A 12,298-nucleotide genomic window follows, 5' to 3' on the forward strand; every position below is an offset into this window, starting at 1 on the left:
CACGTCGGAACCCATATGAGAATCCGAGAAACTCCTCTTCGTAAATCGCGCTCAGGACTTTTACTACCGCCTGTTGCACGACCTTGTCTTCCAGCGTGGCGATTCCCAGGGGGGTGGACGCAACTTGCCATCCGCTTTGAGAATCGTTACGCGTCGCGAGGCTTGTGCGCGATAGGCTCCGGAATGTATTTCCCGATGCAGTTCGTGCACTCGCGTATAAAGCGTCGTCTCGTATTCCCGCCACATCACACCATCTACACCTGCCGCCGCATTTCGCTTCAGATCGTAGAAACTCTCAACCAATAGCGACGTCGTTATGTGATGGAGCAATGTGGTGAATTTCATCCGCTTATCTTTCTTAGCGGCCACCCGTATGCGCTCAAGACCCGTCAACGCTGTTTCCCGGCACTGAGTCCGGTCAGCGGGAATCTCTTGCGCACTCCCCTTGGCTACGCCCCTTTCCTCCACATCCTCCGCAGGTTTCCCTTTGTTCGACACACTAGGGTGGAAACTTTTGGACGCTGTTTCCACCCCTAATCTGGTAAGTATTGCACGCTGTTTGACAGTCCGACCACATCGCCTTTGTGCAGGATGCGCAGATCGGCCACGGTATCGCCGCACACCAATCCGTTTTTGCAGACAAAGCGGAACATGCCCGCCAGCATTTGATAGCTGCTCGTGCCATCGTGTGAGTTCAGCAAAATGATTTCGTTGGCTTCCGCGCCGTTGATCTGGTCGGCATGGCGCAGCCGCACCATGTGCTTGGTGTGCTCGCGCTTGCCTTCATCGCGCACACGGGTCTGGCACACCATGAAGGGCTGAAACCCTTCCTTGCGCAGTTCGGACAGCACTGCGCCGGTCGGGATGTAGGCGTAGCGGTCGGAGCGGCTGGCGTGCTTGTCCTCGGCGAAAATGGACGGGGCTACGGTGCGAATCTGGTCATCCGATAACGGGTAATCGGCGCGCAGGACGGGGGAGCGGGATGCGAAGCGGGTTGCGAGTTGCATGGTCTTTCTCCAAAAAAATTGCTGCTGTGGTTTCAAAGCTGACCGGATTCCAAGATTCGGAGCCCGTTGTGGCTTCGGTTGGTTCGGCGCAGAGACCTGGGCCGGTCCCTGTTTGCCGCCGTCTTTCCTGAGTTCATCGCCCGCGAAAAACCGGGTCTGCGAGGGATTGGCCGTCAAGGAAGAAGCGCAGGGTTGGTGCGGCCCACAGCGCAGCGAGGACTCGGCCCTGCGCGCCTTGACGGCCAGGCACCGCAGGCTAAGGTCGCGGGAGAAAGCGATGAACTTGGGGAAAGACGAACAGCGGTCGATGGGCCAGGGGATGCGCTGAAACCAACGCCGCGCGGCGAGCGCCCCTGCGTGCAGCAAGCACGCCAGACTGGAAGTGGGCAAAGCGCGTGGTGCGCAATCGACGTTGTGTGCTGGCCGATCAGGCGCAGCCTGTTCGGCGGTCCTGTGGGGCGCCAAGCCTGCGCGGCGGGGTGGGCGTCAGCCGACCCCTGGAGGCAAGCGCAGCGCGCAGCCTTTACTGGATGTCAAGGACGCAGCAAAAAGGGGGCAATGCCCCCTGGGGCTACAACAGCCCGCGTTCGGCAAAACTCAGGATGTCGCCACCGGCGACGATCAGGTGATCCAGCACTCGCACGTCCACCAGCGCCAGTGCCGACTTCAGCGCCTGTGTGAGCGTCTCGTCGGCGCGCGACGGTTGGGTTGAACCGCTCGGATGGTTATGCACCAGCAATAACGCAGCGCTGTTTCTGGCCAGGGACTCCTTGACCACCTCGCGCGGATACACCGATGTCTGGCTCACCGTGCCGCGAAACATCTCGACGTATTCGATGACACGGTTCTGTGCATCCAGATGGATAACGGCGAACACCTCGTGCTCCAGCGCGCCCAGCTTCACCCGCAGGAAGTCGCGCACCACCTGCGGCGAGTTCAGGACTTCGCAGTCGCGCATTTGTCCTGCGAGTACACGCTGCGCAGCCTGCAACACCTCGTCGGCATTGGCTGGACGGTAGTCGCCTGTGACATCGCGAACGAGAAGGGAAGAATCGAGAGAATGAGTAAGTTGCGACATGATCGTGCTCCAGTCCGAATCGGGCGGAATTGCCTGGAACCGGAGGAACACGCCGCAGCGCAAGCAGTCAGGGGTCGCAGACGGCAGCATGGACGCCAGCGTGCAGGGCACGCGCAGCCCTTGACGGCGAGAACGGCGTGGTACATTGAAGGGAACAGCAAGACCACCCCCACACACTCCACCGCCTTACGGCAAGCGGCGCGCGCAGGCCCAAAGGGCCGGAGGCGTCAGGGATCAATGCCGAATGGCCGTGACTCGGCACGAGGCGCGGGGCAACGCCCGCGAGCCCGACGGCGGCAACGCCGGGACGCCCGGCATCGCTCAACAAAATTCACTGCACAATAAATATTGCTGTTTTGTCGAATATCGATAGGGAAAAATTAAAACGGCAAATCGTCGTCGGGTGCCATGATCGTTATCGGTGCAGTCGCGTGTTTCGTTCTGGCTTCGATTGATTTGATGAAGCGGATCGAACTGGCAACGTGGTTGAAGATGAGCAGGCTTTCCTCGTAGTTGAGGATCGGGTTGTCATGGGCCAGGCTCTTGTTGTTGCGAACGTCACTGAAGGCTTCGAGCACAGAAATGCTGGACTTCAGGATGCGCTCGGTCATCAACGATTCAAGGTGACCAGCTTCGCGCAGGCGCTTCACATACTCGCCGAAAATGCTGTGCAAAGCTTTGTCGCGGTTGACTTCAACACCGCGCTGTTCGCACAGCGTGCGCACGTATTTGATGACGAACGTGTGCAACCGATCCAGCGCCGTTTCGGGCTGGTTTTTCTCGATGGCTTCGCGCACATGTTGAGCAACCGTTTCAAAGTCGCGTTCGTCGACCGTGGCGGTCAGTGCATCCAGCTCGGCGACGGGTGTGTCGCGCATCATGCGGCTGGCGATTTTCCAGCAATCGTCGGTCAGTTCGGTCAATCCTGGCTCGTCGCCCAAACAGTTCTCAGCCTGACCGTACAAGATCAGCGCCTGGATCACTTTGCCGACCAGATGGTTGCCTTCGACCGCCCAGAATCCGCGCATACGGTTGGCTTTGGAGGTGCCACGCTCGCGGTAGACAGCGGCATCAATGTCACGGCGCGTGTGTTCCTCGAAGAATTCGCTGAATGTGCGGTCCGAAAAATCGAGCACGTAGCCGCCGCTCATGCGGAGCAACCGTTCCAGTTTGCGGCGTTCTATAGAGGACAAATCGGCCATGGGATTTCTGCTTGGAATAGGTGTTGTGCACAGCGGAAGCGGTGTCTCGCCGTGGACTAAATCCCGACGCGCAGTCGTTTGGCGCGTTCTTTGAAAGCGCGTTCGCCACCTTCCAAGATATCGCAAACATGCTGTCGAATACGCGAGTTCTCTAGGCTCCCACTCTCATAGGTGATGAGAGGCAACTGGCCAGGCCGATGCGGCCCGCATGTGGCGACGATCACCTGATCAGCATCGGTGTTCACCACCAGATTGGCGTTGTGCGTCACGATGATGATCTGACGCCGTTTCTTGGCGTCCCGGAAGCGATACACCAGTTCTTGGAAGATCGATTGGGGGTCCAGGTTCTCTTCGGGTTGATCGATAATCAACGGTCGGTCATCTTCCTCGTCGATGGCGAGGTACAGTAGCAACAGCACGATGCCGCGCGTTCCGGGTGACAACTGTTGAATGTTCGCACCGTCGTATTGGAGACCGTACCCCACGGTGATATGGTCAGTGCTGTACAGCCAGTCTGAGACGCTACGCGCCCAAGCACGAAAGTCCGTGCCCTCGGGCATGTGGGTCCTGAGCGCGGCTTCGTTTGCCTTGACGAATTCGAATAGCGCGGTGGCGGCTTGTGCCGCATTACCAGTGGCCCATGCAGGTCGAAGTCCATCGCGCGCGGATCGCAGTAGCTCACCGCGTCCCTTGAAAGGTCCGTTGGTGCGTAAGTCCAGCAGCGCTTCGCCCGCGAGAGCCCACTGATCGAGATCAACAAGGCGCTGCACTGAAAACGCCAGCTTCGAGAGTGAGCCGGCAGATTGGTTGATACGCTCCTTGATGGGTGCATACAAAGCCGTCAGCTCTTCTTCCTCTTCGAGGATTGCCTCGAAGATTCCGGCGTAGGCCACGCGGCGCGCGTCAACCAGAGTACGGATACGCTCGTCGGCGCCTTGAACGCGCTCGATCTGCTGAAGAACCTTGGTCAGAGCGCCATCGGCCTTCGTGATTTTGTCCGACAGGGCGGTGAATCGTTTCGCATTCTGCGCATCGACGCCGACCAAGGTTCGCAGTCGCGTCAACTCCCGCTCCAGCAGCGATAGCGTCTGGTTGGAAAGATTGGCATCCTGCGGAATCAGCGCGATGGTTGAATCAGGACTCTGTGAAACCGGAGGATCGGTCTTCGCTGGCCCCTGCAATGTTTCGATCAGCAGTTGGGCTTGCTTAATACGTTCCGTCAACAACGAATCGACCGCACCGACATAGTCGACCTTGAACGCCTCCCAATCGGTGGCGTTTAACCCAGTCTCGTCGCGTTCTTCCTTCAAGTCGGCCAGCATGGCCGGCGCTTGCCGAGAACGGAAGTCGAGCACGTCGGTCTGCAAATGCAGCAAGGCCTGGTTCCGCCGTTTGGCGTGTTCGACCTGCTGACGCTTTTCATCGGCGGCGAGTGAGACCTGTTCGTGGCGCGCGGCGCGTTCCTCGTTGCCCTTGGCGATCAGCGATTTGCGGTCGTTCTTATCTTTCTCGATAGCACGCTTTTTCTCGTCGCGGTCTTTCTCCAACGCTTTGAGCCCGTCCTTTTTGACACGCTCTTCAGTGAGATCGGCGGACGCCCTGGTCAGGGTCTGTTGCTGCCGCTCACGCTTCTGCCGCGAGCCTTCGAGACGGATGTCCAGCAAATCCTTGAATGAATCGGTGCCGAGCCGGTCGGTGAGCGCGTGGGCATTGAAGATCACGCGCTCGATTTCTTTGACCAAAGCACCATCCAGGCCTTCCGCCGAGCAGAGTTGATCGACGAATTGTTGCGACAGGTACTGGACATAAGGGGTGTCCAACAGGTCTTCCATGTCGGCCTGGGTGAGGCGATTGCCGGTTTTTTCACCGGACGCCCAGTGCAGCTCGGCCGCGCTGTCGCCCAAGTGGTCCTTTGCGCGAAGAATGAACGACCGCTCGTTGAGATGTGGGGAGAGCGCCAGACCGCCCGCAGCGATCAGGTCGGCCAGCGCGGTCTTGCCGGACCCTCGTGCGCCGATGACGGCAACCAGGCCCGCGTTCAATTCAATGGTGCCTTGAGAAATCCAAGGCGCGTTGGTGACGGACACGGTATTGATTGTGTGGCCCGCCAGGGCACCGCGCGGTGGTATACCGCCAATCGAAACACGTTCCTCGGGCTCGATGCAAACCTGGCGCAAAGACTCGAACGATAGATCGCCCTTGATCCAACAGAAGCGACTTGCATCTGGCTGTCCAACTTTCGAGGCTGTATGCGCATCTGAACCATGCAAGCAAGGTTTGAGGCCGTTGTACTGGCTTTCCAGTTCAGCGACGGATGCGTTACCTTTGCCGAGCCAGAAATTGATCTGTTGCGGCGTGGCACTAAAGACGATGTTCGCGATACCTTCAACGTGCTTGCGTGAAGCGGCGAACGAAGCGGATGCGTCACGTAATCCGGAAGTTCCATCCTTCTCGCCGCCAGCTACGGCGATCAACGCGTTTTTCTTGACCCAATTGTTCTTTGCCCATGCCTCGGTGAGTTGATCGAGCTTAACCTTGAACTGGTTTGCTCCCTCCGAGCGTGCCGCTTCGTCATCCGTCAAACTTGGTTGGTGGGCACGCCCCAGGCGGATGAGGTCGCTGCGCTGGCAGCGGTACGGCCCGCCTTGGTAAGAGAAATCGAGTTCGAGCAAGAAGCGCTTGATCTGTTCGACGTGATCCGAATCTTCCGGAGAAAAGAGCAGGTGAATGTTGACCGCAGACGCCTTGGAGGTCTCGATGCTCAGTCGCAATTCGACGTTGGGAAAGATCAGTCCGACATTGGCGAGACGCCCTTGGCGTTGTTGCTCGACAACCTGCTCGTAGCGTTCAATGCCGAAGTAGTCGGTAATACCCAATGCTCGGATGGGCGGGTCCGACGCTTCGATCGCACCGAGAAAGGATTCCCAAGGATCTGTCCCCGTGTATTGATTATTGAGAGCGGTGCCAGGTGTATGGATGTGAGGGTCCCAACGATGCCATATTGAGCCTCGCTTGTTTTGCGTATCGATTGCTCCAGCCATACGATCCCCTTTGGTGCTCTCCGTCCAGGCAGAGTGCCCGGCAGAGATTTTTATCTCATGTCAATTGAATTTCATTGTGGTGGTTGTTTTGCATTGGCCCTCTGCTGGATCGCTTGGCATCGCGCCATCAAAGCTTCGAATGGCTCGGCGTCATCGAGGAATAAGCCGTCATCGACCATGTGTTGATAGTCGGTAGCCAATTTGGCCAACGCGCCGTCATCCGGTACAAGCTGGAGCCCACCTTCGACCGCTGCGTGATAATCGATGGCGTCGCCGTGCGTGTTCTTTTCTGCAAAGAACACGCTCTTGTGGTCGGCAACGGCGCGTGCAAGAGCTTTGTCCGCGATGGCTGCGGCGGCGAAGCCGGCAGCATCCAGTCTCGTCACGTCGTGCCAGTGGCGCGCGAAGCGGTCGCCACCGCGAAACTCGCCCTGCGCGCAGAAAACGTGTATCGCGGTGGCCTTCTCCCAAAACGTGCGCTCGGCGCGCATCACCTGTGGTATCGCGCTGGGAAACTCTACCCCTTGCAAATATGCGGCCGCATCGCATCGGATAGCGCGTGCTTCGCTGGGCTCACCGGTTGAGCGGGCACCGAACTCCAACATGACGGCAGGCGCGACATAGCCGGTGCCGGTGGCCAGCGGCGCGTAGTCAATGAACACTTTGTCGTCCTCGGCCCGCACGGTTGCCGGTAGGTCATCTTGTTCAAGATCGCGCTTGAGACGTGGCACGATCTCGGCGCCGACCCAGTCCGACAGACGCGCACGAATCTCCTTGCTCCATTTCTTCTCCTGGCTCTTGCTGGTTGGCAGTGGCGCATCCGCGTCACCCACCAGATCGGCGGCGATGGCGCGGATGTCGTAAGTCAGATCCACGTCTTCGGAGAAGCGCCGGATGACGCCATAGGCCTTCGACAAGGACGTGCCACCCTTGAATACCAAGTGGTCAGCGTAAGGGCCGGCAAAGAGGTGCCGCAGCGACCAGACTACCCAGATGTCTTTTTCCAGCAGATGGGGCAGCAGGCCCGATGTGTTCGCTGCGAGGTCGAGCGCCTCCAGGCGTTCGGCGGTGGATAGCTGGAAGAATTCAGCCATAGGCCACCAGGGCGCTGATTTCTTGGGCCATCCATGTCGGCAGGCGCGACCGCGCCGAAGCGACTTCTTTTAGTTCGGACGGTGGCAGTTTGGCGCGCAGCTTCTGGATCGCTTCCCCAGCTTTTTCCGGGCCTAGCCAAGCCAGTGCCCGCACCACCTCGCCCGCAGCTCGCCCAGGAAAAATCAGTTGCCAAATTGGCGCGTGTCGGAACTCAATCATCTGAGCGCCCAATTTCAGGCGGCGGCTGGGGCCGGACGTGAGATAGACCGCTCGCATCGGGACCTGCGTGGTCAAACCCAGCGCGTTGGCGGCGGCGGCACCGTGCGACACGATGGTTTCCCCACGCTGGTTTGCCAAGCCTTCGACCATCTTGACGGCCGACGGCGCGCGGGTGCCGAAGCGGCTTTCGACGGGCAGGACATAGATGCCGCGACCGGCGCGCAATAGGGTGCCGCGCTGCACCAAACGGGACAATACTTGATCCACGGCTGCGCGACTACCCAGGTGCAATAGTTCTTTGGCGACCAAAGGCGTACCCTCCGGCGCTCCGGTGGCGTGTTCCAAGATTTGTTTGGCGAGGGTCTGCATGGCGATATCTCCTGACTGGAAGAAGTATGAGGCTATTTCTGACACTTTTCAAGTCCCAAAGCTCGGGAAGGTAAAGTCGGACGAAGGATTGCGCCGCCTTCCAGTGCTCACCGCTTGTTCGAAATCAGGGAAATGTTGTATTTTGGAATCATTAGCCCAGCCTCACGGCATTGAGCTCTTCGGGAGTCACATTAAGCTGGAGCCGCCAACGTGAGAAAAATGCCCCCTCGGTGGGGAGCAGTGGATCAAGGCGCTGGTACGTTGCTGTCAGCATGCCGCGCAATGATTCCAGCGTCGACGCATCGGCCAGGCCATAGTGTTCCAGCAGATAGCCGAGGCGGCGCACGACGGCGCCGATGCCGAGGCGTCGCGCGTAATCCACCAGCCGCTCGACTTGCAGTACGTCCCGCTTCATCCACAAGCCCTTGGCGACTTCGGTAATGCCGCCGACAAATGCCGGGTGTCGGAGCCCGTCAACGATCGTGCGCTCCATGTCGCTGATCATCACGAAGCGTTCCTTGTCGATCCAGTGCTTAATGACCCCGAATTCTTGTTCCTCAGTGATGTGGATAAACCGAAAGTCATAGCCGCCGACCGTCTGCGGACGCACGCGCCGCGTACATGACACGTACACAGTGAAGTTCGGCTGCGTCACCATGCGGTGCAGTTCAAGCGCTGTGCCGTGCGACAGGAAGTAGGGCGCGGCACCGGCGAGTTCACGCGCGATCAGGTACGGGCTGTCGATGTGCTCAGTGGCCCGGCCGAGTTCGAAGGGGACGAGGTTGTACAAACCGGGCTTCAGTCGCGTCACCAAGCCTCGCTGTTTAGCCTTGTGCACGAGATTTCGGGCCGCCGCAGCCGACAGGCCGGTGATCGAACCCACATCCGCCAAAGTGAACGTAGACCGGCGCAGTTCATTCAGCTCAATGAGGAGTTGCGCTGCCCGTGGGCCTAGCGTCTTTGTTTGCAAGTGATATTTTGTGCTCAATTTGCGCCTCTAAAAGAAACGGAATGCGCAATAAATATAACATTTACGATATCTGGCGGCAAGCTTGTCTCCCCACGGGAAACGAATTCAGCGTAAAATGTAACGATAAAAATTCAATGGCGAAAGTCGCCATGGGACGCACCAAGAGTGAGTTGTTGGTGCAGGCGTGCCGTTGACCTTGGATTTCATGGTTTGGAACACTCTCGATGTATAGCGTTTGGTCATGAGAAATCGTTGCTTTATACTTGTTCCTTGAGAGGAAAAACGTAGGACGCAGTGGCTTCGATGGGCTTCCAGACCCCCTCGATAGTTGATGATTGATGTGGAAGAGTAGTCGCCGCACAAACCGAGTGCATCTCCCGCGCCAGTCAAAGCGTTTGTTTTTTGACGGTAAATATGACGGTAAATTAGATGTCCCATACAGAGAACGCCTGTATTCATGCGGGTTTGCAGGCCTTGGAAACAATTGAGTGGGAGTGACGGGTGATGGAAATATCTATATAAATCAATTGCTTACGTTTTATTGAAGATGATCCTAAATGCGACATCAATAGAAGCATAAGTTATTGAAAAATAACAAAAATTTTATTTTGACGGCCTGAATTTTTGAAGATACAGAGGGCGTTTTTTGACGGTAAATCTGCCGGTGAAATTTGGCGTTGTTCGTTGATGCGATTTTTTACCGTCAGGCGGCAAGTGAAAACGATCCCTCGCCGGCCTCAATTAGCCTGCGGTTCGTTTGTATCCATCATCGTAAAGCGAGCCGCGCATGTCAAAGACCGAAGCCGAACTCATCCAGTTACGTGCTGAGAATAATGCGCTGAAGGCCCTGCTTGCACAGCACGGCATCGCGGTGCCGCAACCATCAAATTCCGACATTGGCCCCGTTGGCGATTCCGCGCTGCAACCCAATGCCAATGAGTTGTCACCCAATGCGAAGGTCAAGATCTTCCGACGACTCTTTCGCGGGAGGGAGGATATCTATCCAGTTCGCTGGATAAGCAAGACGACGGGAAAGTCTGGGTATTCGCCCCTCTGCGCCAACAAATGGCGAGCCGGCATTTGCAAATTGCCGACCATAAAATGTAGTGAGTGCAGTCATAGCCTATATGCGCCCGTCACCGACACCATCATTCGCCAGCATCTCAGAGGCGAGATCACCGCCGGCGTGTATCCACTGCTGGTCGATAACCGATGCTATTTTCTCGCCATTGATTTTGATGAAGCGGATTGGCGCGAAGATGCCCGTGCGGTACTGCAAACCTGCCTTGAAAATGATCTCCCGGCTGCATTGGAAATCTCGCGCTCTGGCTCGGGAGCGCATCTTTGGCTTTTCTTTGCAAACGCGACGCCGGCAAGGGATGTGCGGCGCTTGGGTGCGGCGCTGATCAGCGCAACCTGCGCCCGCACTCGTCAATTGGCCCTTAAATCATATGACCGTCTGTTCCCGAATCAGGACACCATGCCGAAAGGCGGATTTGGCAACCTGATCGCCTTGCCGTTACAAAAGGAACCCCGTGACCTTGGACGCAGCGTCTTTGTCGACGCGAACTTGCAGCAGCTCCCCGACCAGTGGGCGTTCCTAGAAAACATCAAGCCCCTTCCGCAAAGCCGTATCGAAACGGCGTTGTCCAAACTGGTCGGGGACCGCCATCCGCTCGACATCGCTTATGCCGACGTGCCGGAAGAGAACGCTGACGCCCCATGGGTACGACCGGCCAAGTCTGATGTCAAACTCAACGGCATCATGCCAAAAGCGGTAAAGGCGACAATCGCCGCCCAATTGTTCATCGAGAAAGCAGGCCTGCCGCAACCCTTGATGAATCGTCTAATCCGGATTGCGGCGTTCCAAAATCCGGACTTCTACAAACTTCAGGCCACGCTCAGGTCCACATGGAATACCCCCCGGATCATCAGCCGCGCAGAAAACCACGAAAAATTTTTGTCGTTGCCGCGAGGTTGCCTGAGCGATGTCGAGGCATTGCTTGCCGCAAATAAAATTGCGCTCCGTCTGGACGACGCACGTTCGATGGGGCAACGCATGAACGCGACGTTCAACGGTGTGCTGCGCCCGGATCAGCAGGAAGCGCTCGACGCTGTCACAAAACATGATTTCGGCATGCTGATCGCACCCACCGCATTTGGAAAGACGGTCACCGCAGCGGCTGTTATCGCCAAGAGAAAGGTCAGTACCTTGGTGATTGTTCACCGCGCCGACCTGATGCGGCAATGGCAGGAGCGGCTTGGCAGTTTCGTCGGACTGGACGAGCAAAAAATTGGCCTGATCGGCGCCGGGAAAAAGAAACCCACCGGCATGCTTGACATTGCGGTCATTCAAAGCCTGGCGCGCCGAGACGATCTTCCCGAACTGTTCAGCCAATACGGACAGGTCATCATTGACGAGGCACATCATTTAACCGCAGAAACTTTCGAAGCGGTCTTGAAGCAAGCCAGCTCACGCTACGTCCTCGGGCTCAGCGCCACCCCTGTTCGCAGTAACGGACACCACCCGATCATCTTCATGCAGTCCGGTCCTGTCAGGCATATCGCCAAGCGCCCGGCACACGTCCCGGATCAGCTAATGGTTCGGATCCGACATCTTCCGACTCCGTCCATTCCGCCGCACGCCAGCATTCAAGAGATCATCCGACTGCTGGCCGAGGACAGCGATAGAAACGTACGCATCGTCACCGACGCGATCAACGCATTGAACAACGGGCGGAAGGTGTTGTTGCTGACCAAGCGGACAGAACACCTTGACCTGTTGTACGCGCATTTGGCGAATGTCGAATACCCTTGCTTCATGCTGCACGGCCGTATGAAGGTAAAGGAACGTCAGGCGATCATCAAGGCCCTGGCGGAGTTGCCGGAGGATGCCCCGCACATACTGTTGGCCAGCGCCCAACTGGTCGGTGAGGGTTTCGATCATGCGCCGTTGGACACGCTTATCCTGACGCTGCCAATTTCATGGACAGGGACGCTGCAGCAATACGCCGGCCGTCTACATCGTGACCATGCAAACAAGAGCGACATCTTGATTTACGACTACGTCGAGCTGGATCATCCGCAACTCTACAGAATGTGGGAAAAGCGACAGCGGGGTTACAGGGCGATGGGTTATCAAGTGGATTCCGATCAACAGCAATTTCGCCTCGGATCCCTATGACTGTTGGACTACGCCGCTGCGCGTCGGGTGGCCGTTCGGAGATTGGCGCTAGGAAATAGTGCACCGGTTCATATGCTGAAGTAGAGGGATGTCCCTGGCTTTGGCGGAGGAAACAGCCATGAACACCTTGCAC

At 57.6% G+C, this 12,298-nt stretch carries 7 protein-coding genes and 1 pseudogene; 1 reads left to right on the forward strand and 7 read right to left on the reverse strand.

Going from position 1 to position 12,298, the window contains the following annotated elements; translation table 11 throughout:
• Window positions 1–566: 566 nt before the first annotated feature.
• The 7 genes and pseudogenes from AAKU64_RS01860 to AAKU64_RS01890 form a co-directional block, all read right to left on the reverse strand.
• Window positions 567–1,007, reverse strand: a pseudogene (locus AAKU64_RS01860) (DUF932 domain-containing protein); the annotation flags it as partial.
• A 571-nt stretch (window positions 1,008–1,578) separates the two neighbouring features.
• Window positions 1,579–2,085 (reverse strand): RadC family protein, encoded by a 507-nt coding sequence (gene radC / locus AAKU64_RS01865; RefSeq protein ID WP_322209335.1) that lies wholly within the window; start codon window positions 2,083–2,085, stop codon window positions 1,579–1,581.
• 380 nt (window positions 2,086–2,465) lie between these two features.
• Window positions 2,466–3,287 carry an abortive infection family protein gene (locus tag AAKU64_RS01870; RefSeq protein ID WP_354361240.1) on the reverse strand — a complete coding sequence of 274 codons (822 nt, stop codon included), beginning with the start codon at window positions 3,285–3,287 and terminating at the stop codon, window positions 2,466–2,468.
• Between the two features lie 56 nt (window positions 3,288–3,343).
• Complete coding sequence (locus tag AAKU64_RS01875) at window positions 3,344–6,328, reverse strand: TrlF family AAA-like ATPase (RefSeq protein WP_354361241.1); 2,985 nt, start codon at window positions 6,326–6,328, stop codon at window positions 3,344–3,346.
• Window positions 6,329–6,399: 71 nt separating this feature from the next.
• Complete coding sequence (locus tag AAKU64_RS01880; RefSeq protein ID WP_354361243.1) at window positions 6,400–7,422, reverse strand: nucleotidyl transferase AbiEii/AbiGii toxin family protein; 1,023 nt, start codon at window positions 7,420–7,422, stop codon at window positions 6,400–6,402.
• Entirely contained in the window at window positions 7,415–8,011 is a 597-nt protein-coding gene (locus AAKU64_RS01885; protein WP_323492474.1) for a DUF6088 family protein, read from the reverse strand. Before AAKU64_RS01885 ends, AAKU64_RS01880 begins: the two co-directional genes overlap by 8 nt.
• A gap of 151 nt (window positions 8,012–8,162) precedes the next feature.
• Complete coding sequence (locus AAKU64_RS01890) at window positions 8,163–8,999, reverse strand: type IV toxin-antitoxin system AbiEi family antitoxin domain-containing protein (RefSeq protein ID WP_354361246.1); 837 nt, start codon at window positions 8,997–8,999, stop codon at window positions 8,163–8,165.
• A gap of 769 nt (window positions 9,000–9,768) precedes the next feature.
• On the opposite strand from AAKU64_RS01890, the gene AAKU64_RS01895 reads away from it, so the two are divergent.
• Window positions 9,769–12,165, forward strand: coding sequence for a TOTE conflict system archaeo-eukaryotic primase domain-containing protein (locus AAKU64_RS01895; protein WP_354361248.1), 2,397 nt, complete (start codon window positions 9,769–9,771; stop codon window positions 12,163–12,165).
• The last annotated feature ends 133 nt before the right edge of the window (window positions 12,166–12,298 follow it).

Origin of the sequence: Undibacterium sp. GrIS 1.8 (assembly GCF_040544445.1) — a bacterium.
Lineage (GTDB): Bacteria > Pseudomonadota > Gammaproteobacteria > Burkholderiales > Burkholderiaceae_D > Undibacterium.

Coding starts and splice junctions, on each gene's coding strand:
- radC (WP_322209335.1), bottom strand. CDS start 2,085: ATGTCGCAACTTACTCATTCTCTCGATTCTTCCCTTCTCGTTCGCGAT.
- AAKU64_RS01870 (WP_354361240.1), bottom strand. CDS start 3,287: ATGGCCGATTTGTCCTCTATAGAACGCCGCAAACTGGAACGGTTGCTC.
- AAKU64_RS01875 (WP_354361241.1), bottom strand. CDS start 6,328: ATGGCTGGAGCAATCGATACGCAAAACAAGCGAGGCTCAATATGGCAT.
- AAKU64_RS01880 (WP_354361243.1), bottom strand. CDS start 7,422: ATGGCTGAATTCTTCCAGCTATCCACCGCCGAACGCCTGGAGGCGCTC.
- AAKU64_RS01885 (WP_323492474.1), bottom strand. CDS start 8,011: ATGCAGACCCTCGCCAAACAAATCTTGGAACACGCCACCGGAGCGCCG.
- AAKU64_RS01895 (WP_354361248.1), top strand. CDS start 9,769: ATGTCAAAGACCGAAGCCGAACTCATCCAGTTACGTGCTGAGAATAAT.